23 protein-coding genes are annotated in these 23,490 nt (G+C 42.8%); 6 read left to right on the top strand and 17 right to left on the bottom strand.

Annotated elements, in window-relative coordinates; genetic code table 11:
• Window positions 1-4: 4 nt before the first annotated feature.
• On the bottom strand, window positions 5-640 hold the full coding sequence (locus AACT23_RS01845; RefSeq protein ID WP_088732421.1) for a response regulator: 636 nt from the start codon (window positions 638-640) through the stop codon (window positions 5-7).
• 236 nt (window positions 641-876) lie between these two features.
• On the opposite strand from AACT23_RS01845, the gene AACT23_RS01850 reads away from it, so the two are divergent.
• From AACT23_RS01850 to cobB, 3 genes are all read left to right on the top strand, one after another.
• On the top strand, window positions 877-2,466 hold the full coding sequence (locus AACT23_RS01850; protein WP_017042874.1) for an ABC-F family ATPase: 1,590 nt from the start codon (window positions 877-879) through the stop codon (window positions 2,464-2,466).
• A gap of 345 nt (window positions 2,467-2,811) precedes the next feature.
• Window positions 2,812-4,032, top strand: coding sequence for an ammonium transporter (locus AACT23_RS01855; RefSeq protein WP_019281009.1), 1,221 nt, complete (start codon window positions 2,812-2,814; stop codon window positions 4,030-4,032).
• A gap of 169 nt (window positions 4,033-4,201) precedes the next feature.
• A complete protein-coding gene (gene cobB, locus AACT23_RS01860) occupies window positions 4,202-4,939 on the top strand; it encodes a Sir2 family NAD+-dependent deacetylase (RefSeq protein WP_017050505.1) in 738 nt (245 codons plus the stop codon).
• A 31-nt stretch (window positions 4,940-4,970) separates the two neighbouring features.
• On the opposite strand, the gene AACT23_RS01865 is transcribed toward cobB, so the two are convergent.
• From AACT23_RS01865 to potA, 5 genes are all read right to left on the bottom strand, one after another.
• The gene (locus tag AACT23_RS01865) at window positions 4,971-6,008 is read right to left on the bottom strand and encodes an extracellular solute-binding protein (RefSeq protein WP_094127609.1); all 1,038 of its coding nucleotides are present in this window, start codon (window positions 6,006-6,008) and stop codon (window positions 4,971-4,973) included.
• 125 nt (window positions 6,009-6,133) lie between these two features.
• Window positions 6,134-7,168, bottom strand: coding sequence for an extracellular solute-binding protein (locus AACT23_RS01870; RefSeq protein WP_026027330.1), 1,035 nt, complete (start codon window positions 7,166-7,168; stop codon window positions 6,134-6,136).
• A 106-nt stretch (window positions 7,169-7,274) separates the two neighbouring features.
• Entirely contained in the window at window positions 7,275-8,045 is a 771-nt protein-coding gene (gene potC, locus AACT23_RS01875; RefSeq protein ID WP_013856883.1) for a spermidine/putrescine ABC transporter permease PotC, read from the bottom strand.
• The gene (gene potB, locus AACT23_RS01880; protein WP_026027331.1) at window positions 8,045-8,902 is read right to left on the bottom strand and encodes a spermidine/putrescine ABC transporter permease PotB; all 858 of its coding nucleotides are present in this window, start codon (window positions 8,900-8,902) and stop codon (window positions 8,045-8,047) included. Before potB ends, potC begins: the two co-directional genes overlap by 1 nt.
• Window positions 8,886-10,022, bottom strand: coding sequence for a spermidine/putrescine ABC transporter ATP-binding protein PotA (gene potA, locus AACT23_RS01885; protein ID WP_017047640.1), 1,137 nt, complete (start codon window positions 10,020-10,022; stop codon window positions 8,886-8,888). Before potA ends, potB begins: the two co-directional genes overlap by 17 nt.
• Before the next feature lie 319 nt (window positions 10,023-10,341).
• On the opposite strand from potA, the gene AACT23_RS01890 reads away from it, so the two are divergent.
• The 3 genes from AACT23_RS01890 to AACT23_RS01900 are packed head-to-tail and all read left to right on the top strand — an operon-like array spanning window position 10,342 to window position 12,597.
• Window positions 10,342-11,133 (top strand): membrane protein, encoded by a 792-nt coding sequence (locus AACT23_RS01890; RefSeq protein ID WP_026028002.1) that lies wholly within the window; start codon window positions 10,342-10,344, stop codon window positions 11,131-11,133.
• Entirely contained in the window at window positions 11,126-11,932 is an 807-nt protein-coding gene (locus AACT23_RS01895) for a glucosaminidase domain-containing protein (protein ID WP_017044710.1), read from the top strand. Before AACT23_RS01890 ends, AACT23_RS01895 begins: the two co-directional genes overlap by 8 nt.
• A gap of 2 nt (window positions 11,933-11,934) precedes the next feature.
• Window positions 11,935-12,597: a DUF2987 domain-containing protein gene (locus AACT23_RS01900; RefSeq protein ID WP_094127612.1), complete on the top strand. Its 663-nt coding sequence runs from the start codon at window positions 11,935-11,937 to the stop codon at window positions 12,595-12,597.
• A 66-nt stretch (window positions 12,598-12,663) separates the two neighbouring features.
• Here the strand turns inward: AACT23_RS01900 and ttcA are convergent, their stop codons facing one another.
• The 11 genes from ttcA to ccoN all read right to left on the bottom strand — a co-directional run bounded on the left by ttcA (window position 12,664) and on the right by ccoN (window position 22,659).
• Window positions 12,664-13,596: a tRNA 2-thiocytidine(32) synthetase TtcA gene (gene ttcA, locus AACT23_RS01905; protein WP_094127615.1), complete on the bottom strand. Its 933-nt coding sequence runs from the start codon at window positions 13,594-13,596 to the stop codon at window positions 12,664-12,666.
• Between the two features lie 142 nt (window positions 13,597-13,738).
• On the bottom strand, window positions 13,739-14,686 hold the full coding sequence (uspE, locus tag AACT23_RS01910; RefSeq protein WP_013856890.1) for a universal stress protein UspE: 948 nt from the start codon (window positions 14,684-14,686) through the stop codon (window positions 13,739-13,741).
• Window positions 14,687-14,813: 127 nt separating this feature from the next.
• The gene (locus tag AACT23_RS01915; protein WP_010320258.1) at window positions 14,814-15,566 is read right to left on the bottom strand and encodes an FNR family transcription factor; all 753 of its coding nucleotides are present in this window, start codon (window positions 15,564-15,566) and stop codon (window positions 14,814-14,816) included.
• An 88-nt stretch (window positions 15,567-15,654) separates the two neighbouring features.
• The gene (locus AACT23_RS01920) at window positions 15,655-16,335 is read right to left on the bottom strand and encodes a sulfite exporter TauE/SafE family protein (protein WP_013856891.1); all 681 of its coding nucleotides are present in this window, start codon (window positions 16,333-16,335) and stop codon (window positions 15,655-15,657) included.
• Window positions 16,332-16,502, bottom strand: coding sequence for a cbb3-type cytochrome oxidase assembly protein CcoS (gene ccoS / locus AACT23_RS01925; protein WP_013856892.1), 171 nt, complete (start codon window positions 16,500-16,502; stop codon window positions 16,332-16,334). Before ccoS ends, AACT23_RS01920 begins: the two co-directional genes overlap by 4 nt.
• Window positions 16,503-18,875, bottom strand: a complete 2,373-nt coding sequence (locus AACT23_RS01930; RefSeq protein ID WP_094127617.1) for a heavy metal translocating P-type ATPase — start codon at window positions 18,873-18,875, stop codon at window positions 16,503-16,505. It abuts the gene before it with no gap.
• 3 nt (window positions 18,876-18,878) lie between these two features.
• Window positions 18,879-19,358: a FixH family protein gene (locus AACT23_RS01935; RefSeq protein WP_017042885.1), complete on the bottom strand. Its 480-nt coding sequence runs from the start codon at window positions 19,356-19,358 to the stop codon at window positions 18,879-18,881.
• An 86-nt stretch (window positions 19,359-19,444) separates the two neighbouring features.
• On the bottom strand, window positions 19,445-20,422 hold the full coding sequence (gene ccoP, locus AACT23_RS01940; protein ID WP_094127620.1) for a cytochrome-c oxidase, cbb3-type subunit III: 978 nt from the start codon (window positions 20,420-20,422) through the stop codon (window positions 19,445-19,447).
• Window positions 20,419-20,595 carry a CcoQ/FixQ family Cbb3-type cytochrome c oxidase assembly chaperone gene (locus AACT23_RS01945; protein WP_010320252.1) on the bottom strand — a complete coding sequence of 59 codons (177 nt, stop codon included), beginning with the start codon at window positions 20,593-20,595 and terminating at the stop codon, window positions 20,419-20,421. The genes ccoP and AACT23_RS01945 overlap by 4 nt, the downstream gene beginning before the upstream one ends.
• Window positions 20,596-20,604: 9 nt before the next feature.
• Window positions 20,605-21,219 (bottom strand): cytochrome-c oxidase, cbb3-type subunit II, encoded by a 615-nt coding sequence (gene ccoO, locus AACT23_RS01950; protein ID WP_013856896.1) that lies wholly within the window; start codon window positions 21,217-21,219, stop codon window positions 20,605-20,607.
• A gap of 12 nt (window positions 21,220-21,231) precedes the next feature.
• Complete coding sequence (gene ccoN / locus AACT23_RS01955) at window positions 21,232-22,659, bottom strand: cytochrome-c oxidase, cbb3-type subunit I (RefSeq protein ID WP_026027333.1); 1,428 nt, start codon at window positions 22,657-22,659, stop codon at window positions 21,232-21,234.
• Window positions 22,660-23,490 lie beyond the last annotated feature (831 nt).

Consider the following 23,490-nt stretch of genomic DNA (forward strand, 5'->3'; position numbering starts at 1 on the left):
GCTTCTATAACGTCTCGTTAACCAACAGTTGGTGAGTAATAGCAAAGCGGATGAGATCCACATTGTTGGTAAGCCCCAGTTTGCTTAAAATATTTGCCCGATGCACGTGAATCGTTTTGTGGCTAATTGATAAATCGTAACCAATCTCTTTGACGTCTTTGCCTAAAATCAGGTGATTAAACACCTCTCTTTCGCGTTTAGTTAACCCTTCAAGGACAGATGGCGTACCTGAAGCATTGCTTAGGTTAATTAAGGCATCGGCACACAAATAGCGATCACCATTAGCCACGGTACGAATGGCGCTCACTAACTCTCCAGGCCCACAACGTTTTGATAAATAACCACAAGCGCCAGCTTCTAACGCTTTACTGACAAAGGACGCTGAATCATAAATAGAGAGAATGATGGCTTTAAAGTCCGGCTGAGCGCGGCGCAGTTTCTCTAACAACACAAGCCCACTTTCGTCGGGCATTGAAATGTCGATAACTGCCACATCGATAGAAGCGTTCACCAGCGCACGAAATGCTTCGCGCGCGCTACCATACTCACTGTGGACATGAATGTCTGGTTCAACCGATAACAGTTGTGCAAAACCAGAGCGAACCATGAGGTGGTCATCCACCAAAGCAACTGAAATCATACGGGTATCCTATAGGTTTGCAGTGAGAGTCGCAGATGTATCAATAAGTATCAAAAACCAGCGCAGGGGATGTGATTGCTCTCTCGAAACTTATGATCAGTGGCAGGTAGGCATTAAATGAGCGAGTTACTCGCACTACGAGGGCAGTGAAACAAAAACATCGCTTGCAGTTCGAGCCTTGAACAAGTAACGTTGCGCAGTTTTTTATACAATTCACATTTATTAAGGTACTGGTTTTGATCTCCACCGCGAATATCACTCAACAATTTGGCGCAAAGCCTCTGTTTGAAAACATTTCCGTTAAGTTTGGCGAAGGTAATCGCTATGGCCTGATTGGCGCTAACGGTTGTGGTAAGTCAACATTTATGAAGATTCTAAGCGGAGAGCTTGAACCTTCGAGTGGTAACGTTAGCTATGATCCTAACGAACGTGTGGCGAAACTGAATCAGGATCAATTCGCTTACGAAGAGTTCACGGTTATCGACACGGTAATCATGGGCCACAAAGAGTTGTGGAAAGTTAAACAAGAACGTGACCGTATCTATTCTCTGCCTGAAATGACCGAAGAAGATGGCATGAAGGTTGCGGATCTCGAAACTGAATTCGCGGAAATGGACGGCTACATGGCCGAGTCTAAAGCCGGTGAATTGTTGCTTGCAGTGGGCATTCCTCTTGAACAGCACTTTGGTTTGATGAGCGAAGTGGCACCAGGTTGGAAACTGCGTGTGCTATTGGCGCAAGTTTTGTTTGCTGAACCACACATCATGCTGCTTGACGAACCAACCAACAACTTGGATATGGATACCATTCGCTGGCTAGAAGATACGCTAAACCAACGTAACTGCACCATGATCATCATCTCGCACGACCGTCACTTCTTAAACAGCGTATGTACACATATGGCTGACTTGGATTATGGTGAACTACGTCTTTACGCGGGTAACTATGACGAGTACATGACAGCGGCATCGCAAGCGCGTGCTCGTCTGCTCTCTGATAATGCCAAGAAGAAAGCACAGATTGCTGAACTGCAAACTTTCGTTGCACGCTTTTCTGCGAACGCATCTAAAGCGAAGCAAGCGACGTCACGAGCTAAGCAGATTGACAAGATCCAATTGGACGAAGTTAAAGCGTCTAGCCGCCAAAACCCTTTCATTCGTTTTGAACAATCGAAAGAGTTGTTCCGCAACGCGTTAGAAGTTGAAAACCTTAGCCAAGGTTTTGAAAACGATCTGTTCAGTAACTTCAATGCCATTTTTGAAGTAGGCGAACGCGTAGCGATCATTGGTGAAAACGGCGTCGGTAAAACAACACTGCTTAACACCTTAGCAGGTGTACTTGAGCCTCGTAGCGGCAGCTATAAATGGTCTGAAAACGCGAACATTGGTTACTACGCTCAAGATCACGCGCACGATTTTGCCGAAGATATGAACCTGTTTGACTGGATGAGCCAATGGCGTCAAGAAGGGGATGACGAGCAAGTGATCCGCAGCTTCTTAGGGCGCATGTTGTTTGGCCAAGATGACATCAAGAAATCTGTTAAGGTCATCTCTGGTGGTGAACAAGGTCGTATGTTGCTTGGTAAACTAATGATGCATAAGCCAAACATGCTGTTGATGGATGAGCCAACCAACCACATGGACATGGAATCGATCGAATCGCTCAACACGGCGTTGGAGAACTACAAAGGGACTCTGTTCTTCGTATCTCACGACCGCGTATTTGTGGACTCACTGGCAACGCGCATCATTGAAATTCGTGATAACAAACTGACCGATTTCAAAGGCACTTATGCTGAATTCTTGAAATCTCGTGGCGTAAACTGATCCACGGTTTACTCTTAAGAAAAGGCTTCCTGCGGGAGGCCTTTTTAATGCCTGCAATCTGGAACGAGCCAAAAATAGAGTGCATTGAAATGGAGCACACGTTCCAATTTGGTGCGCTTCTTATGAATGCGTTTATTCTTCCATCATGCAACAACTCCCTTGATATTTATATAATTCACTCTATTTCAATAAGTTATTTGATATTGAAAAGTTATTGATTCATTTGTTTATTTTGGAATGTATTTTGCTTTAAGGCTGTTCAATACCAATAACTCACTATATTGGTGAGAAAATAATCAAGTAGCACAGGATTGGTGCACAACATTTCAATGGAGAATCACTAAGATGACTCAAACCGTAAGTCAGGTTCAAGGTGCCGTACAAGCCCTGACTCAAAGTTCTGATACGCTATTTTTGCTGCTCGGAGCAATCATGGTGTTTTTAATGCACGCCGGATTTGCCTTTCTTGAGGTGGGGACTGTGCGTAAAAAGAACCAAGTGAACGCGCTGGTAAAAATTCTCGCCGATTTCGGTATTTCTACGATCGCCTATTTTTTTATCGGTTACTGGATAGCCTACGGCGCTCATTTCTTTGCTGATGCACAAACCCTTGCCCAAGGGAACGGCTATCATCTAGTTAAGTTCTTTTTTCTATTGACGTTTGCCGCCGCTATTCCTGCTATCGTTTCTGGAGGCATTGCCGAGCGCGCTCGGTTTTACCCCATTCTCATTGCTACTTTTTTCACAGTTGGGTTTGTTTATCCGCTGTTTGAGGGAATGATTTGGAATGGCAATTATGGCGTGCAAAGCTGGTTTGAAGCTCAATTCGGTGCTGCTTTTCACGATTTCGCTGGTTCTGTGGTCGTGCATGCGGTCGGCGGATGGATTGCACTCATCGCCGTCATGTTTCTAGGAATGCGTAAGGGAAGAGTACGTGCAGGAAAGCACACCAACTTTGCTCCATCCAACATTCCGTTCCTAGCATTGGGCGCGTGGATTCTTTGTGTGGGCTGGTTTGGTTTTAACGTCATGTCAGCGCAAACATTAAATGGAATTAGTGGATTAGTCGCGATGAACTCTTTAATGGCCATGACTGGTGGTATTTTAGCAGCGTTAATTGTCGGAAAAAATGACCCTGGCTTTATCCACAATGGTCCTCTAGCGGGATTAGTCGCGGTGTGTGCAGGATCGGACTTGATGCACCCACTGGGTGCCTTAGTGACGGGAGTGGTAGCGGGTGCTTTATTTGTTTGGTTGTTCACTCAACTACAAAACCGAACGAGAATAGACGATGTATTAGGTGTATGGCCATTACATGGTGTTTGTGGTGCATGGGGCGGGATTGCCGCTGGTATTTTTGGCCAATCATCACTCGGCGGCCTAGGTGGTGTCAGCCTCGCCGTTCAACTACTAGGAACCTTATTGGGTATTTCAGTGGCAGTATTAGGTGCCGCAATCGTTTATGGCTCTCTCAATGTATTGACTGGATTGCGTTTATCTGAAGAAGACGAATTTAACGGCGCGGATTTGGCTATCCATAAAATCTCCGCCATTAACGAAGATTGATTACATATAGACCGAAGTCGCGGAGTACTTCGGTCTAGTTCATAGCTCGGTTTATGTCACAGAAAATAAGCAATCAATGGCCATTTTATACTATGGTCTAACCCTCAAAACTACTGTTGTTATTGCATCGGTGCTAAGCTAGCAAAAAAGCGTGCAATAAGGACATAGTATGAATTTCCCCTACAAGAATATCGTGATCCTCACGGGGGCAGGCATTTCAGCGGAATCAGGCATTAAAACATTTCGTGCCCAAGATGGGTTATGGGAAAACCATAAAATAGAGGATGTCGCGACCCCTGAAGGTTTCGCACGTGATCCCGATCTCGTACAGGATTTCTATAATCAGCGTCGTCGAAAACTCCAATCTGAACCAATACAACCTAATGCCGCCCACATCGCGCTTGGTAAATTAGAGCAAGAGCTAGAGGGAAACGTAACGATTATTACGCAGAATATTGATAACCTTCATGAGCGGGGTGGTAGCAAACAGGTGATTCATATGCACGGTGAGCTGCTTAAAGCACGCTGCAGCGTTTCTAACCAAGTAATAGAGCATAAAGACGACATTCTGAGCGGAGAGCTTTGTCATTGCTGTCAAATTCCAGCTCAAATGCGACCTCATATTGTTTGGTTTGGCGAAATGCCACTGCGCATGGGCGATATTTATTCAGCACTCGAGACGGCTGATCTTTTTATCTCTATCGGTACATCGGGCGTTGTTTATCCTGCTGCAGGCTTTGTTCATGATGCCAGAATGCACGGTGCGCACACCATTGAGATCAACTTAGAACCGAGTGCGGTTGAAAGTGAGTTTGAGGAAAAACGCTACGGTAAAGCCAGTATTGAAGTTCCGCGGTTAGTGGAAGAGATATTAGGGTTAGAAATGCCAAAAAAGAAACACGCCTAGAGTAGGCGTGTTATCTAAACATTGAATATGATCAATTATTTACTTTGAGCTTCTGGAAGTATTCGTCGTACAATACATTCGCGTCTCCCACCTCATCTTGCCAAAACCCGCTGTCCATCACAGATTGTGGAGGGAAGATATTAGGATCATTGGCGAAAGATTTGGGTAACAGTGAATAGGCTGTTTTAACGGGAGTTGGGTAACCAATTTCTAATGCGATTTTTGCTGCATTCTCAGGACGCAATAAGAAATCAATCATCTTATGAGCCGCATCAACGTTTTTGGCCCCAGCCGGAATGGATATGCTATCCATCCAGAAAATCGCGCCTTTTTCTGGCCAAATAATGTCAATTGAAGCGCCTTCTTGGCGGGCCATATACGCCGAGCCATTCCATAACATACCTAAAGAAACTTCACCCGCTAAAAAAGGGTTTGCGGGAAAGTCGGAGTTGAACACTAACACGTTTGGAATCAGTTTTTTAAGCTCTTCATAGGCCGCTTTAATTTCGTCAGGATCCGTCGTATTAGGTGAGTAACCAAGCTTACTCAGTGCAATATGGAACACCTCACGAGCATCGTCCATCATCATCAACTGACCTTCCCACTTGGCATCCCATAAGTCGCCCCAGTTTTTGATCAGTGATTTATCAAGCATATCGGTATTAATACCAATCCCCGTTGCGCCCCAGATATAAGGGATAGAAAATTTGTTGTTTGGGTCGAACGATTTATTGAGATAGTTAGAATCAAGATCAGCAAAATGAGAAAGCTTAGCGTGGTCAATCTCCTGCAACATGCCTTCTTTACGCATTTTAGAAACAAAGTAGGTGGATGGCACGACAAGATCGTAGCCGGAACCTTGAGTCTTTAACTTGGCATACATGCTTTCATTAGACTCATAGGTTGAGTAAATGACTTTAATTCCTGTCTCTTTGGTGAAATCTTCGAGAACGTCGTGGGGGATATATTCAGACCAGTTGTAAAAATAAAGCTCTTGATCTGCAGCCATTGCAGGCGTAGTGAATAGAGTTGCTGCGCAAATAGCGCCAGCATACAGTGTGCTTTTCATTACGTTTCCATTTTAGTCGGTGCCAAAGCTTAACTAGGCAAGGGTGCGTGATACGAAAGTGCAAAGTATACCAGTTTTAACGAAAATAGGCAGCTAGTGCTGCCTATTTCATACTTTTTGCGGAATTATTGACCCGCTTTTAACTTCATAAAGTAATCTTCATACTGCACAGTTTTTTCACCAACGGCAGATTGCCATTCAACACGATCTAAATCATCTTGAGATGGGAAAAGAGCAGGGCTGTCTTTAAATTTCTCATTAGACGCTTTCACGCCGGTTAAATAACCCGTGTCGCGAGAAATTTGTTCTGCAATTTCTGGACGTAGCAAGAAGTCGATCATCATATGTGCGGCTTCTACGTTTTTGGCACCAGAACTGATAGCAAAGTTGTCAACCCAACCGATACCGCCTTCTTTAGGGAAAACAAGCTTAATTGGCAAGCCTTCTTTTTGCGCCGCTGCTGCAGAGCCATTCCACAGCATACCTAAGCCAACTTCACCAGAGAGGTAAGGAGCGGCAGGGTTATCTGAGTTAAATACCAATACATTGGGCATTAGTTTTTGCAGCTCAGCGTAGGCCTCATCAATTTGCTTTTCATCCGTAGTGTTACCTGAGTAACCTAACTTACGAAGGGCAATGTGGAATACCTCACGAGTATCATCCATCAACATTAGCTGGCCTTTCAACTCTGGGTTCCATAGGTCACCCCAGCTTTGGAAATCATTGGGATCATACATATCGGTATTAACCGCAAGCCCAGTGATAGCAACCACGTGTGGAATTGAATAATCATTATTTGGATCGTAAGGTTTATTCAAATAGTTGTTATCAAGGTTTTTAAAGTTGCTTAATTTAGACTTATCAATCTTTTGTAACATACCTTCATCGCGCATTTTAGAAACGAAGTAGGTGGATGGAACAACAAGATCATAACCTTGGTTGTGAGTTTTTAGCTTTGCATACAGGGTTTCATTCGATTCATAAGTTGAATAAATGACCTTGATGCCGGTCTCTTTCGTAAACTGCTCTAGAAGACCACTGTTAATGTACGGCCCCCAGTTCATGAATACTAGTTCCTTGTTTTCATCCGCTGTTACTGCTCCAGAGAACAAAGAAAGCGCACATGCACTACCAGCTAATAGAGTAGCCCATTTTTTCATTGACGTTAGCTCCAAACCAAACGTTGCCTATTTTTAGGCGTTAGATAGAAAAACAGAATGACGATTTGTCATTCTGTTTCGCGTAATGTATTACAAGATGTCGATTCTACTTCACTTTTTCCCTTGCTAACAACTGTGATGTGATTACTAGAGCCAATGAGACAACTAACATCACGGTCGCCAGAGCGTTAACTTCTGGGGAAATCCCAACTTTAACCATAGAATAAATCTTCAATGGTAAAATTTCGTAAGTAGGGCCGGTTACAAACGAGCTAATGATCACATCATCTAATGACAGTGTGAAACTCAGCAACCAACCAGCCGCAACTGCCGGTTTCGCTAATGGCAAAATGATTTTGGTCAAAATCACCCATTCGCCAGCACCGAGATCTTTGGCAGCTTCGAGCATCTTTACATCAAATCCGTTGAGGCGACTGTAAACAGTCACAACAACGAAAGGTAAGCAGAATGTAATGTGTGCAATCAACAAAGTAAGAAAACCTAGCTGAGCACCTAACACTAAGAATAGCGCAAGTAGCGAAATTGCCATGACAATATCTGGGGACATCATCACAACAAACAACATACCATTAACTGCACGTTTACCTTTAAATTGATAACGAAAAAGGGCTACAGCAGTTAAACTGCCAATCAGCGTCGCTGCTGTGGCTGAAAAAACCGCTACATTCAGCGAGTGCCATGCGGCCTGAACTAAGCTGTCGTTTGCAACTAAAGCGTGGTACCACTTGGTAGTGAAACCGCCCCATTTAATACCAAATTTGTTGTCATTAAATGAGTTTACAATCAGCACTATGATCGGTAGGTATAGAAATACATACACTAAACTCATAAAGCTAAATCTAACTGTTTTGCCCATTAGTCTAGCTCCACTTTCTTATTCAATAACTTACCAGCACGATAGTATGCATAAAGCATTACAGCCATCGCCAGAGTCAAGGCAATGCTGGTCGCGGCGCCAAATGGCCAATCACGAGCATTCAATACTTGGCTCTTAATCACGTTACCAATCAGTAGGTTTTTCGCGCCACCGAGTAAGTCAGCAATATAGAACATACCTAATGCTGGCAGTAACACCAATAAGCAGCCCCCGATGATACCCGGCATGGTCAATGGCAATACTACCTTGAGCAAAGTTTGAAGCTTATTTGCCCCTAGATCTCGCGCGGCTTCAATGTAGGTATCGTCCAATTTTTCAATAGCAGAATAGAGCGGAAGAATCATAAAAGGCAGCAAGATGTAAACCAAGCCAATCATTACCGCTGTCTCGGTGTACATAATACGCAGTGGTTTGTCTATGATGTCTAAAGCCATTAAAGCTTGGTTTAAGATGCCTTGCGTGCCCAGAACTATTTTTAATCCGTAGGTACGAATAAGAGAGTTCGTCCAAAAAGGAACAATCACCAAAAACAGCATAATTGGACGCCATTTTTGTGGCATTTTTGCGACAATGTAGGCAAATGGATAACCAATAACCAAGCAGAGAAGGGTAGCCACAATTGCCATATAGAAAGAGTGCATGAGCACTTTGGCGTAAAGTGGATCCAATAGGCGTGTATAGTTATCAAGCGTGAAGGTCATTTCAATTAAGTTGGCTTCATCGCGAGTCAAAAAGCTAGTACCAATGATCATAACGTTAGGGATTAGCACAAACAGCACTAACCACCCAACAATCAATGTGATAATAGCATTTTGAAGATTAAGCTTCTTGCTCATCATCGAGTACTACCTCCCAGCTTTCAACCCAAGTGATAGCGACTTTCTGGCCGAGAGAATGGTCCACATCAGGATCATCTTCGTTAAAAAATTCGCTAACCGTCACGCGCATGCCTGATTCTTCCAATTCGACTACAGATTCTAGAGTCATGCCTTTGTAGGTACGTTCTGTCACGTGTCCAACAATGCCTTTTTCTTCTGACTCTTTAATCTCTTCGATGCGAAGATCTTCAGGACGCAGCAAAACTTGTAGTTTGTGTCCGGGTTGTACATTTTGATCGTGGTAAACCACCGCTTCAACACCTTCGATATGTGCACGAATACGCTTATCGTCAATTCGTTCAATCGTTTCAGCATTAAATACGTTGATCTCACCGATGAAGCGAGCAACAAATAGGTTTTTAGGGTCTTCGTAAATTTCACGTGGAGAGCCATCTTGCTCAATTTTCCCTTCACGCATAACAATAATGCGATCCGACATTGATAAGGCTTCTTCTTGATCGTGCGTAACGAAGATAAAGGTGATCCCAAGCTGACGTTGAAGCTGCTTAAGCTCCATTTGCATCTGCTTACGAAGTTTATAGTCAAGCGCGGATAAAGATTCGTCTAGTAACAGAACCTTAGGTTTATTAACAACGGCACGCGCGATCGCGATACGTTGTTGTTGACCACCAGAAAGTTGACTTGGTTTACGCTGGGCCATCGCGTCGAGACGTACCATCCGCAGTGCTTCCATCACACGGGGTTCAATGTCCGTCGTTGGCACTTTTTGCATACGCAAACCAAACGCGACATTTTCAAATACTGTCATATGTGGGAAAAGTGCATAGCTTTGAAAGACGGTGTTAACGTGTCTCTGTTCAGCAGGAACTTTTGTAACATCTTGATTATCAAGAGTAATTGAACCTTGATCTGCGGTTTCAAAACCTGCAATCATTCTTAGTACTGTTGTTTTACCACAGCCAGAAGGACCAAGTATCGTTAAGAATTCGCCATGATTAACATCAAGGTTTAGGTTGCCAATGATTTCCTTACCATCGAAACTTTTACTGATACCAGAAAGACGAACTACTGGTTTTCCTACTGATTTTTTTACGTTCAACGTCTGTTTTTCTCCCACCTTGGTCTATAGGGATGCCTATCTTACGACCTGTCGCTATACACAATTGAGGCGCGCATCATAATCACCAAAAGAGTGAATTCAAAGCGTTTTCTTATATTGATACAGAAAAAGTTTTGTAGGTAGCAGTAAAGATTGATTACCATACAGAACTAACTAACTGTTCAATGCTTTCAAGTGGTTAATTATCAACCAAACACATAATAATGCAAGATCAGTTTAGGCTTCTGATTTTGGACTAGAGTGTATTGCAGTATAATGACAATAACTTTGTGACCCAAATACAGGCAACTTGCTTTTCCGTTGCCTAGGACATTTTATGAATAATGATATTGAAAAAGATTTCAATTTAGGCGGTAGTGTAGAGCATGCGCTCAAGGGAGATTACGAGCTAAAAGTCAACGCCGTGCTCAAAGAGGCATGGGATTGTACGATCAAGCAATTTATCTCCTTTTCTCCTTCCATCGTGATTCTTTTATTTGTGCAGCTTGCGATCTTCTATATTGCTTTAAAATTGCAACTGGGTGATCCATCACTAATCTTGGATGCGTTAGAAACACCAGAAGCTTTCACAGGCAATATTGTACAAGCTATTTTTGTGGCTAATTTTAGCTATGAGGTCGTTAGTGCACCTATTTATGCTGGCGTGAGCTTAATGGCGATGAGTCATGTCGCTGGGTTAAGAACACAGCCAAGACATATAGGTAAGGGATTACAGTTCACCATCCCAGTGATTTTAGCAACGCTATTCAGCTTATTACTGCAAGGTGTAGCAGGAATGATTTTCCCATTGCTATCAATGTATTTGAGTATTGCGTTTAGCCAATCCATCTTATTGATCTGCGAAAAACGGGTTCCACCTATGCAATCACTGCTATTATCCTTACGCGCAGTAAATAAAAAAATCGTTCCTATTGCCGTGATTTATTCCGTGATCATGCTGATGTTCGTTGCCGCCGCGCTCTTTTATGGGATAGGTTTCATTTTTGTATTACCTTTCTTCTTCCATGCTAAAGGGATTATTTATCGCAATATGTTTGGCATCAAACTAAAGATCATAGCGACTAATCAATCCGACAATAATCCAAATTCTCAGGTGTTCAATGCGTAAAATAATCTTACTTACCGCCATCTCGCTCGTGGTTGTGAGCTGCAGCGTTTATTACGTCAAGCAAACCTCAACCGAGACGACTTACAAAAGCGACATTCCATCTTTGCAAGGTGCTAGAGCTGTTGGAAAAGCGCCTGACTTCTCAGCCATCGATGATGTGAATGAGAAAAAGCATGCTTTTTTTTCTTTCTTAAAACCAGGGATAGCTTGGGAAAATTTACGTGTTTTGCGAGAGCGTGAAATATTAGAGAGGATTGCACAACATCATCTAAGCAATCAGATAGCCAAAAGTGACTATAGTGAGGCGCAAAAACTCTCTAAGCGATATGAAGTACCGATTCCTGCAGAAGGCATCACTAGCGCATGGCTAGAAAACATGCTGCATAGAGTTGACATTTTACCCGAAGCGTTAGTCTTGACCCAGGCAGCGAATGAATCAGCTTGGGGAACCTCTCGCTTTGCAACTGAAGGAAACAACTATTTCGGTCAATGGTGTTACAGTGTAGGGTGTGGGTTGGTACCTTTGCAACGAGTGGAAGGTATGACTCACGAAGTGGCGAGTTTTGGTTCTGTTCAAGAGTCAATCCACGGTTACTTCATGAATGTTAACCGCAACTCCGCTTATCATGATTTACGAGAGATTCGTTTTCGATTAAGAAAAAATAATGCCGATTTATTGAGTGCTGACAGTGCCATGGAGATGACCAATGGCTTACTGAAATACTCAGAGCGCGGAGAAGCTTATGTGCAAGATCTTCAATCTATGATGCGTCACAATCAGCCTTTCTGGACAGAATAATAATGAAAAAAAGAACGCTTACCTTATTACTGACAACGTTATGCCTTGCTAACGCATTTCCCGTTAACGCTCAAGAGTATATGTTTACATACTCCAAGTTGTTTTCAGCAATGAAAAATAACGTGAAAGAAGAGTACCCCAATGTCAAAGTCGCTTATTATTTCCTTAATGCCAATACCAAGCAGCTCTGCCCAATAGAGAAGGCTTGGATGGAAAAAGAAAAGCACTATGAAGCGTTGAAAGTCAGTAGCAACCACGAACTACTACTTCCTTTAGACGATCATTTACGGCAAGCGAATCCGTTAGTGTTTGTCGATACTCCTCAAGATATGCGTTGTGACTTTTCGACTGTTGTTATGGCAAAAGAGCAGTTCAAAGAAGAAATATCTTACCAGCAGGTCGCCATCTTATTACCTCAGATGCAAAAATTACTGGAAGAGCTCGGCGGGATGTTTGCGAGTTGGTTCACACCCGATGTTTCTGGTGTCACACTCGAATTTGCCAATAATTTGAATTCGGTCATTCAGTTGAGTAACGGCGAAACCATTAACATAGAAAATGGCAAAGCCCAAGTGGATCTCAGTCAACTGGGTGAAGGTGGATCGATGCAGTTACCACAAGAAACGGTTCGCGTGTTACCTTATCTTCCCAAAGCGAAACATTAGACATGTTGGGCTAATATCAATAGGGCTGCATTCGCAGCCCTTATTCTTTTTATCTTTGTAGGAACATCAAAGATTGGTGACATCCAACTTCAAACTAGGATCAAACTCCATCACGCTATCCTCATCTGCGAGCGCTAGGATTGGCATCTCTTCTTTATCAAAACCAATGTCGCCGCCATTAATAACGCCTGAATCACGGTTAATCGACTTAAAGTCAAACAACTTGAAATCAGCCAAATGGCTAGGCACTACATTTTGCATTGCACTAAACATGGTCTCGATGCGCCCAGGGAACTGTTTATCCCAGCCATTTAGCATTTGCTTAATGTTTTGACGTTGCATGTTTGGCTGAGAGCCACATAGATTGCATGGAATAATCGGATACTCTCGCATGTTCGCATATTTGATAATGTCTTTTTCACGACAGTAGGCTAGAGGGCGAATTACCACATGTTCACCGTTATCAGACACAAGTTTAGGTGGCATTCCTTTGATCTTTCCACCATAAAACATGTTCAAAAATAGCGTTTCTAGAATGTCGTCACGGTGATGGCCTAACGCAATTTTCGTCGCACCGAGTTCTTTGGCTGTACGGTACAAAATACCGCGGCGTAAGCGTGAACAAAGTGAGCAGGTGGTTTTCCCTTCAGGGATCTTATCTTGAACAATAGAATACGTGTCTTCTTCGACAATTTTATATTCAACGCCTAGCTGCTCTAAGTACTGCGGCAGAATGTGTTCAGGGAATCCGGGCTGTTTTTGATCAAGATTCACGGCAATAAGCTCAAAGCTAACAGGGGCACTTTTCTGAAGGCTCATTAGAATATCCAGCATGGTAAAGCTATCTTTACCGCCAGAAAGACATACCATAATACGGTCGCCATCTTCAATCATATTAAAGTCAGCAATGGCTTGACCCGTATTACGACGGATACGCTTCTGAAGTTTATTGAAATTATATTGTTGAGCTTTGGTGCGCTCTTGAATTTGCTCAGTCATCAGTGTCTGGTCTTTAATCTTTAAAACAAAATAGAGTGCGTATGATACGGATAAATAGCGCAGATGCCAGATCTAACAAGTAAGGAAGATAAAAAATCCCCCTCGTCTATGACAAGGGGGATCGATGATAGATCGGGCCATTTTAAATAGAGGTTTTAGGATCTAAAGGGCTCACGTAGCCATGCGGTTTTAATGCTAAAACATCACAGTTAATTTTATCAATGACTTGTTCTGCCGTGTTGCCAATAAATACCGCAGATAACCCTGTACGCCCCGTCGTACCAAGAATAACCATCGCCGCATTGAGCTTTTCAGCAGCTTGAGGAATGACGTCTTCAGGCAAGCCTTGTTCTACAAGTGTTTGCGATTCATCTATACCATGCTTTTGTCGCAATGCCTTCATTGCCATCAAGTGGTGACCACGAACAGCATCAGTGTAGGTCATTGGATCAAACTCGGGCAGCTCAATGGTAATATTCGCTGGCGTAATAGGGTATGAATTCACCAGATAAGGTGTCGCACCTAAACGAGTGGTGAGGCTTTTTAGTTGTTCAACCATGCAATCATTTAAATCAATATGAGCCGGATTTTCTGACCCCACATGTACCGAAGCGATTATATTCGCATTCTGTGGCCAATCTGAATTTTTAACCAATAGCACTGGAGTTGGGCATTTACGCAATAAGTGCCAATCTGTCGGTGTAAAAATAACGGATTCCAGGACATCATGCTTGCGCGTCCCTTTGATCAGAATGTCATGTTCTCCGTAAAATATCTCAGCAATAATCGCTTCATAAGGGCGGTTATGCCACACCACTTTTACTTCAAATTGGATCGAACTATCAATATACGGTTCAGCTACTTTCCTCATCCATTGCTCGCGTTGATGGATAACACCACGTCGCATAGCATCACGTTCATCAACAGAGAGCATCGACGTCATGTCATAAGAGAAATCATAAATAGACAGAAAAAATGTAATGTGGCTAGAAGACGTGCTTTGCTGCGCTAACTGTATGGCTCTGGCAAGGGCGGGTTGTTCATCGTGGTTGATGTCAGCAACCACCAGAATCTTGCTATAAATACTCATATCGACTCCTTAATTATGGAGGAGGGCGTTAAAGTTACTTTAGCTCATAACCAGCGAGAATTTTAGAAAAAAAGAGAGTTTTTAACAGAAGTATGACGTAGCTCATTTAAGAGCTACCTCATTGAAGTTACTTAGTTTCTTTAGATACGCCTGCCAGTTCCATCAGTTGGTCATGGTCAAGGATTGTGATGTATTTGCCTTTAACGCTAAGGATTTCAGACTTCTGAAAACGGCCGAGTAGACGACTGATCGTTTCAACAGTGAGACCAAGGTAGTTACCGATATCACCACGAGTCATTGTCAGACGAAACTCTCTAGGGCTAAAGCCACGCTGAGAGAAACGAGTCGACAAGTTATAAAGAAAAGCCGCTAATCTTTCTTCTGCATTCTTTTTAGATAGCAGAAGAATCATCTCTTGGTCGCCCTTAATTTCATTACTCATCAAGCGCATAATTTGCTGACGTAACTTAGGCATTTTACCCGAAAGATCATCAAGAATTTCGTAGGGTATTTCACATACCATTGATGTTTCTAGAGCCTGAGCAAAGCTAGGATGAGAATCATCAGTGATCGCGTCAAAACCAACTAAATCACCCGCTAAATGAAACGCAGTGATTTGTTCATCACCTTGCTCAGTAATGGTATAACTTTTAATTGTACCTGAGCGAATAGCGTAGAGAGACTTAAGGTCGTCACCAGCTTTAAATAGCTCTTGGCCCTTTTGGATAGGTTTTTTACGCTCAATAATTTGATCAAGTTGATCAAGTTCAGATTCATTGAGAGTAAAAGGAATACAAAGCTGGCTAATGCTGCAATCTTGACAGTGAATTGCACAACCACCAGATTGAATGCGCTTTGCCGCTGGCTTATCAGAAATCATAACAACCTTTCACTTTTTGATGTACATCAATATTTTAGCACCCATTACCCCTAAAGGATAGCGAAAAAAGATGCCATAAATCAGACAGCTACCACGTAGATGATAAAATACTCACTGCTCCATAACCCGTGTATAGACCATAGAGTATGATAAAAATCGCAGCAAAATGACGAAATATGAATGATTGTTGAATGTTCTTCAAACGGGTCGCTCCGTAACCAACAAGAAGCATCGCAGGTAAGGTTCCCAAACCAAAAGAGGCCATAACCAATGCCCCTGACAGCGCACTACCGGACACCACAGACCAAGTCAGTACCGAGTAAACTAGCCCACAAGGTAACCACCCCCAGATAAACCCAAAAGGGAGAGCGAACCACGTTTTCCTAAGCGGGAGCAATGATTGCCCAAAAGGCGAAATAAAACTCCAGATTTTTTGCCCAACCTTCTCCAGCTTCAACAGGCCAAACCACCAACGTCCAACATACAATCCAAGTACAATCATTAGGCCTGCCGCAATGAGCCGCAACCAAATCAACGCATGATTAAGTGTAGAGAATTCGGATAGCGAGGCGGCGAGGCCTCCTAATAAACCGCCAAACAGCATATAGCTGGCAATACGCCCAAGGTTGTAAAAAACAAGCAGTATTGGGAGTCGATCACTGCGCTTTTCACCTAAGGTCAAAAGAGAAGCAATCCCGCCACACATTCCCATACAGTGGCCAGCTCCAAGTAAACCGATAAAGAAAGCACCAATCCAATCTGCGGTCATTTTTTCTCTTCTTTTGATGAGGTAAGTTCATCTTCATCAAACAAAATATTGTGTCCTTGGCGTTCTAAATCTTCAAACTGTTCGCTCTTTACTGCCCATAAAAAGATGATGACGGCGATCGTAACCAAAACGATCGCTATGGGGATCAATATATAAAGACTTTCCATCTACTTATCCCTCTTTTTGAGTAGTCGAAGAGAATTAGATACCACAATAATCGAACTCGCCGACATGCCCACAACGGCAATGTAAGGAGCAACCAGCCCCGCAACGGCGAGTGGCAAAACAATAATATTGTATCCAAGTGACCACGCTAAATTTTCCCGAATGATTTTGCGAGCTTTTAACGCTAAGCTTCTGGCTTCCAATAATCTGTCGAGTTTATCACCAAGTAAAACCATATCAGCGGATGCTTTTGCGACATCGGTTCCACCACCCATAGCGACTGATAAGTGCGCACCAGCAAGCGTTGGCGCATCATTAATGCCATCGCCAATCATCATGGTGATATCATCATCTGGTAACGACTTTAAGTAACTCAGTTTATCTTCTGGTTTGGCATTCGATACGACAATATCGATATCCATTTCAGCGGCCACACTTTGGGCATTAACTTGAGAATCCCCCGTTAATAGCGTGATCTTAATTCCTTCCTGATGAAAACGATCGATAAATTGTTTCGCTTCACTACGGATAGGATCGCGGTACGTGAAGGTCGCAATGTGTTGCCCGTTGAGCGACAGATAAATACGATTTGCTCGATCGTCACTGATGTCGTTCAAAACAAATTCGGCGCTGCCGATACGAACATCGCCGCCTAAATATTTACCTTGAATACCAGACCCAATCATATTCTGCACATGCTCAACACGAAACTCGTCATTACGATATTGCGCAAACGCTCTGGCAATGGGGTGATTGGCATGATGCTCCAAAGCAGCGGCTAGCGCCAAACAATGGTTTTCGTCTATACCACCATGCAACTCAACGTCACTAATTTCGATATCACCACGGGTCAACGTTCCCGTTTTATCAATAATCAAATGGTTAACTTTGCAAAGTGTTTCAAAGACATGGTTTTTTCTCAATAAAATACCAAAGTCACCCATTCGTGATGTAGCGCAAGTGATGGCTGTAGGGGTGGCAAGAGAAAGCGCGCACGGGCAGGTTGCCACTAAGACCGCTAACATGATCCAAAATGCATCTTCAGGTTTTGTCTGGTGCCAATAAAACCAAGTGGCTGCTGCAATAATCAAAATTACAGCCACAAAATATCTCGCGACAATATCAGCAATTTCTGCAATCTTAGGCTTAGACATTTGAGCTTCATCTTGCAGTCTAACAATATTGGAAATAACGGAATCCGCTTTAGATGCAGTGACTTCCAACTCGAAAGATTCATCGCCATTTAATGTACCAGCAAAAACAGCATCACCGACTGTTTTGACAACTGGTACTGATTCACCGGTCAACATTGATTCATTAATATGAATACGCCCATTCAACACTCGACCATCAGCAGGGACGTGTTCTCCAGGCAACACGCGAATTCGATCACCAAGAGCTAAAGTTTTTACAGGCACTTGACGGCCATCCAACGTAGTTGCAACCGCAGGGATCAATTTCAGTAAATTGCCGCTAGCCGCCGCGGCTTTTCTACGCGCCCGCATCTCTAAAAATCGTCCAACCAGTAAGAAAAAGGTAAACATTGAAATGGATTCAAAAAAGACTTCGCCTTGTTCAGTCACTGTCGCTATCAGACTAGCAACATACGCAAAAATAAGAGCGATAGAAACAGGAACATCCATACCTAATGTTCTGCCTCTAATGCTTCGCCAAGCATTGAGGTAAAAGGGAAGGGCAGAGTATAAAAGTACGGGGGTTGCAAAGATCAAGCTAACCCAACGAAAATAATTGCGAAACTCAGAATCAAGATCACCGAAGACCTCAAGATAGAGCGCCACAGCAAGCATCATCACTTGCATGGTGGCTAGGCCTGCAATACCCAAACGATAAAGATATTGCTTCATTGATTGATGGTAGGCTGCCTCATGTGCGTCTGCTTCAAAAGGGGCAGCCTTATAACCTAATTTATGAATAGTGGAGAGTAATTCACTGAGTCGTGTTTGTGTCTTATCCCAACTGAGTAAAGCACGGTTGGTAGTGGTATTGACCCTTATCGAAATTACCCCATTTTTATGAGAGAGTTGTTTTTCAATTAACCAAGCACAAGCCGCACAGGAAACACCTTCTAACGATAACGTTACTTCGGACGTTTCGTTGTCGTTACGAACGAACTCTGCTTGTACATCGTCATTATCATAATGAATGAGTGCTTTGAGCTGCTCTGGCACAAGCTCCACTTTATCTGCAGTGGTCGTTCGGTATTGGTAATAAGATACTAGGCCACTCTCTACAATGGTTTTAGCCACGGTTTCACAACCGGGACAACACATATCTCTGCTTTCACCTAGAATATCAACTTTATAATCCGTGTTGGCTGGTACATCTTCACCACAGTGGTAACACGCTTTGCACATAGTTTAATTCATTAATTGAGTAGAAGTTGGCATTGGAAACGTTACTCGACCTTGGATTAACCACTCCTCATTGTGAGGAGTGAGTTCGATGAACCAAGGGCCTTGTAACGGGGCAGGCAGGGTAATGCGATATATACCTTGTGCATCCGATGCGACAAGTTGTGTGAAATCACGGTCTGGCAGTGTCCGATGAGCAAACATCATTTTAATCGCGGGGTAGTGTTCAAGCTCACCTTTATTAAATTTGAAGATAATATCATTACCCTCAGAGTAGACTTCAGAGCTGAGCTTTAATGCTTTCGCTTCGTTAATTTTTGATAGATCAATATTAATGCCTTTGCCTTTTTTGTAGTAATCCTCTGTCACCAATGACACTGAATTCTGAGAAAAGACGATAACCGTTGCAATCGTCCATATCACCACAGTTAACGGTAAGATGATCAGAAACCACGGCCAGAATTGTTTATACCAAGGAGTTACCATAAAAAAGTTCTCAACAACAAAATAAAGAAGGCTTATTAAAAAGAGAAGAAAGACAGCCCTAATAAAGAGCTGCCTTTGTTGTGCAATTAGTTCTCTGAATTGCTTAAACTCCACACGTAAGCAGCAACCAGTTGAACTTTATCTTCACCGAGAATGTCATTCCAAGCAGGCATAACACCTGATCGGCCATGCATCACCGTTTGAGTAACATCGGCTCTTGAGTCACCAAATAACCAATCGTTATCAGTAAGATCAGGTGCTCCAAACGCAGGGTTACCTTTACCATCCGTACCATGACAAGCGGCGCAAACGACGAAGCGAGCTTTACCTGCTTCCGCTTCTCGAACGTTCACAGAACGCCCAGAAAGGCTTAGGGTATAACTCACCACTTCCTTCACACCTTGCTCACCGAGGACATCTTTCCAAGCTGGCATTTGTCCAATACGACCATGTCGGATAGTGGTCACAATCGCTTCTGGTTCACCACCATATAACCAAGCATTATCGGTTAGATTCGGAAAGCCTTTTTGACCACGAGCGTCAGAACCATGACACTGAGAGCAGTTTTGTAAGAATAAACGCTGACCAACCTTCAATGCATCAGAATCTGCTGCAATTTCAGGAATAGGGCGTAAATCCGAACCGCCGCCAGTATAAGCTAAGCGTTTAAATGCTTCACCAAAGTAGGTGTTTGCGTCATCTAACTCTTTTGCATACTGTACTAACACTTTATTGTTTTGCGCATTTGCAATCGAGGCTTTGGACTCATCAAGAGAGCGAATGGTTTGATCTGAACTTTGCCAACCAAGTACACCTTTAAAACTACCTAACCCAGGATAGAGGGTCAGATAGATAGCGGCAAAAATAAACGTACTAATAAAAAGATAGGTCCACCATTTAGGCAGAGGGTTGTTGAGCTCACGAATACCATCGTATTCATGGCCCATATCCGAGCCTTCTTCCACTCCCATTTTGTCTTTTAAACACCAAACGAGCAGAATCGCACAGCCCAGCAAAGTTCCCACCGTAATGATGATGACCCATAGACTCCAAAATGTCGTCATTGTTTAGTCACTCCTTGTTCCTTAGAGGATTTGGGCTGTTCATCGGCAAAAATGAGGTTAGCCGCTTCATCGAAACGAGCTTTACGGTTTTTGCCATAGGCCCACCACACTACGCCTATAAAACAGACGAACAGCACTATGGTCCAAATACTGTGAATAGTACCGATATCCATAACTACCCCTTACTTCATTGCGTGACCAAGAGATTGAAGATAAGAAATGATTGCATCCATTTCTGATTTCCCTTCGACATCTTTTGCTGCATTCGCGATTTGTTCATCGGTATACGGCACACCAAACTGATTACGGAATAATTCAAGTTTGCTTTGCGTAAGCTTGCCGTCCAACACATTTTTTGCTAGCCAAGGAAAACCGGGCATGTTTGATTCAGGAACCAGTTCGCGAGGATTAGTCAAGTGAACTCGATGCCATTCATCAGAATAACGACCACCAACACGAGCCAAATCAGGCCCAGTCCGCTTCGAACCCCACACAAATGGATGCTCCCAAACACTTTCACCAGCCACCGAATAATGACCATAACGCTCCGTTTCGGAACGGAATGGGCGAATCATTTGGCTATGGCAAACGTTACAACCTTCGCGAATATAGATATCACGGCCTTCAAGTTGCAGCGCAGTGTAGGGCTTAAGATTTTCAACAGGCTCAGTAGTTTGCTTTTGGAAAATCAATGGCGTGATTTCAACCAAGGCTCCCCAACTGATGGCAAAAATAATGAAAATAGCCAGTAAACCGACATTACGTTCGATGATTTCATGGCGATTATTAGAACTCATTCTTTCATCTCCTTATGCCGGTTGAGGAATAGCTTTTAAGCTATTATCTGGTGCAAAAACCGTTTTATACGTGTTGTAAGCCATCAGGAACATACCTGCTAAGAAGATAAATCCACCAATGAATCGAACGGTATAGAATGGGTAAGAGGCTTGGACAGACTCAACAAAACTGTACGTTAACGTACCGTCAGAGTTAACAGCACGCCACATCAAGCCCTGCATAACACCTGAAATCCACATCGCAACGATGTAGAGCACCGTACCAATAGTCGCTAACCAGAAGTGAGCATTGATTAGACCAACAGAGTACATACGCTCTTGGTTAAATAGGCGAGGGATTAAATGGTATACCGAACCAATCGACACCATTGCCACCCAACCTAGAGCTCCAGAATGCACGTGACCAATAGTCCAGTCGGTGTAGTGTGACAGTGCGTTAACTGTCTTAATCGACATCATTGGTCCTTCAAACGTAGACATTCCGTAGAATGACAATGAAACGATGAGGAATCGTAAGATTGGGTCATAGCGCAGTTTATGCCAAGCACCAGATAACGTCATAATCCCGTTAATCATCCCGCCCCATGAAGGAGCAAACAACACCAACGACATCACCATGCCAAGTGACTGAGTCCAGTCAGGCAGAGCAGTGTAGTGTAAATGGTGCGGACCAGCCCAAATGTAAAGAGAGATCAAAGCCCAAAAGTGAACAATCGATAAACGGTATGAATAAACAGGGCGTTCAGCTTGTTTTGGTACAAAGTAATACATCATACCAAGGAAGCCGGCAGTAAGCAGGAAACCCACCGCATTATGACCGTACCACCACTGAACCATAGCATCCACCGCCCCAGCGTAAACTGAATACGATTTACCCATAGAAACAGGGATTGCCATGCTATTTACAATATGCAATACAGCAACAGTAAGGATAAAAGCTCCAAAGAACCAGTTTGCCACATAGATATGTGCCGTCTTACGTTTGACGAGTGTTCCAAAAAACACTATCGCATAAGATACCCATACAAGAGCAATGGCGATATCAATTGGCCATTCTAATTCCGCGTATTCTTTACCGGAGGTATAACCCAAAGGTAAAGTTATTGCTGCAGATAAAATAATGGCTTGCCATCCCCAAAAGGTGAAGGGCACAAGAGGACCACCAAATAGACGAGTTTGACAAGTACGCTGAACAACATAATAAGATGTTGCAAAGAGGGCACTTGTACCAAACGCAAAAATAACCGCATTAGTATGCAGAGGACGTAAGCGACTGTACGTCAACCACGGCGTATCAAAGTTTAGCTGTGGCCAAACTAATTGAGCGGCAATCAAAACACCTACAGCCATACCAACAATACCCCAGAGAATAGTCACTAAGGTAAATTGCCGAACAACTGTATAGTTGTAGTTTTGTTCAAGCTGCTTTTCTTGGCTCATTTGCATGCTTCCAATTTCTAATTAACTACACTTTACTTCCAACACGACACATGTCGTAATGCCCCCCAAATCCACAATAGAAATACTGCTTTATCAGAACGTTACTATCTATTGCTGACTTTAAAAAAAGTGGCATTTTCAACCGTCAACTATACTGCAATTAACAATTCAATGACAGAGTAGTAACCTTACAGTTGTTCAGGATTTGGCCTTTTATTTCAAAACTTTGAAGTTTGTTACACGAGGAAGGAAGCATCATGGCTTCAGAAAAGCTTACAAAACACAGGTTTGCTCAAATACTAATCACATCACTCATTCTTTTGGTCGCTTTTTTCTGGAGGACTTTTTCTTATCAAAACGTCGACATGACGAGCTGCACTCCAACGCCAAATTGTTCTGTATTTGTAAATGAACAGGAAATTATAGTGATTAAAGATGATAAAAACCCAAATCAATACATAATTGGGCCACGAATTCCTGAACTAGAAATACATACAAATGGAACACTTATTCAACATTCCGACCACTGGATAATCCAACCAAATTCACCCAATAAACCTATAACTTTCAAGATAATTGGAAAAAGATCCTCGATATAAACTCTTACTAAATAATAACTAGAATGAAATCTTCGATTATCAGACTAGTTATTAGGTATTTTATGGTAAATACTGATTATGTTTAATGTCATGAGGATAGATAGAAAAGAGGAAAGAAATATTCGTACACTAAAATATAATCACTTGCAATTTAACATAAGATATATAATGCGCACTTTGGTGTTTTGGTTTTACGGATGATTTTTGTAACAGATTTCAACTGCCATAAAGA

It is taken from the genome of Vibrio sp. V09_P4A23P171, assembly GCF_963875615.1.
Taxonomy (GTDB): domain Bacteria; phylum Pseudomonadota; class Gammaproteobacteria; order Enterobacterales; family Vibrionaceae; genus Vibrio; species Vibrio anguillarum.